At 56.7% G+C, this 621-nt stretch carries 1 protein-coding gene; it reads right to left on the reverse strand.

Annotated features, from left to right (window positions below):
* Window positions 1–195: 195 nt before the first annotated feature.
* The gene (locus tag AC1DLB_RS31580) at window positions 196–585 is read right to left on the reverse strand and encodes a c-type cytochrome (RefSeq protein WP_477744324.1); all 390 of its coding nucleotides are present in this window, start codon (window positions 583–585) and stop codon (window positions 196–198) included.
* Window positions 586–621: the final 36 nt, after the last annotated feature.

A 621-nucleotide genomic window follows, 5' to 3' on the forward strand; every position in this document is an offset into this window, starting at 1 on the left:
CTTCATCGGGGTGCCGGTGCAACCCGCCAGAACCAGGCCAAACAGGGCTACGGCAACCGCTTTGCTGAGGTAATTCACTGTGTCACTCCATTAGAAATACCCGGGATCCATCTCTCGGGCGGCGCATACTCTAACGGATGAAGTGGCCCATTGATATCACTCAGCACTGAAAAAAGCGGATCGATAAGGCTCCGATCATTGCGGCTGAAACGTCTGCAGATAGGCCAACAGGTTTTCGATCTTTTCCGGATCGCTGAGGCCCCAGAAAATCATGCGGGTGCCGGGGACCACTGTTTTTGGCGCTTCGATGTAGGCGGTGAGAGTTTCGCGGGTCCAGACGACGCCTGATGATTTCATCGCGTCTGAGTACTGGTAGTCCGCCGTGCTGCCCGCAGGGCGCCCGAAAATCGCATTGAGTTGCGGACCAAAAAAACCTCGCGCCGAACTCCCTACCTGGTGGCAGCCGCCACAGATTCGCTTGAACAGTTTCTCGCCCGCCTCGGCATCGCCAGCCGCTGCTGCTTGCGTACTGAACACCCCCATGTTGAGCATCAAGGCCAAGGTGAGTACGGCGGCGTTTTTCATGTTCGGCTCCAAATCAGGCGTTGCTGACAGCAAAAG

It is taken from the genome of Pseudomonas sp. 05N434, assembly GCF_056396965.1.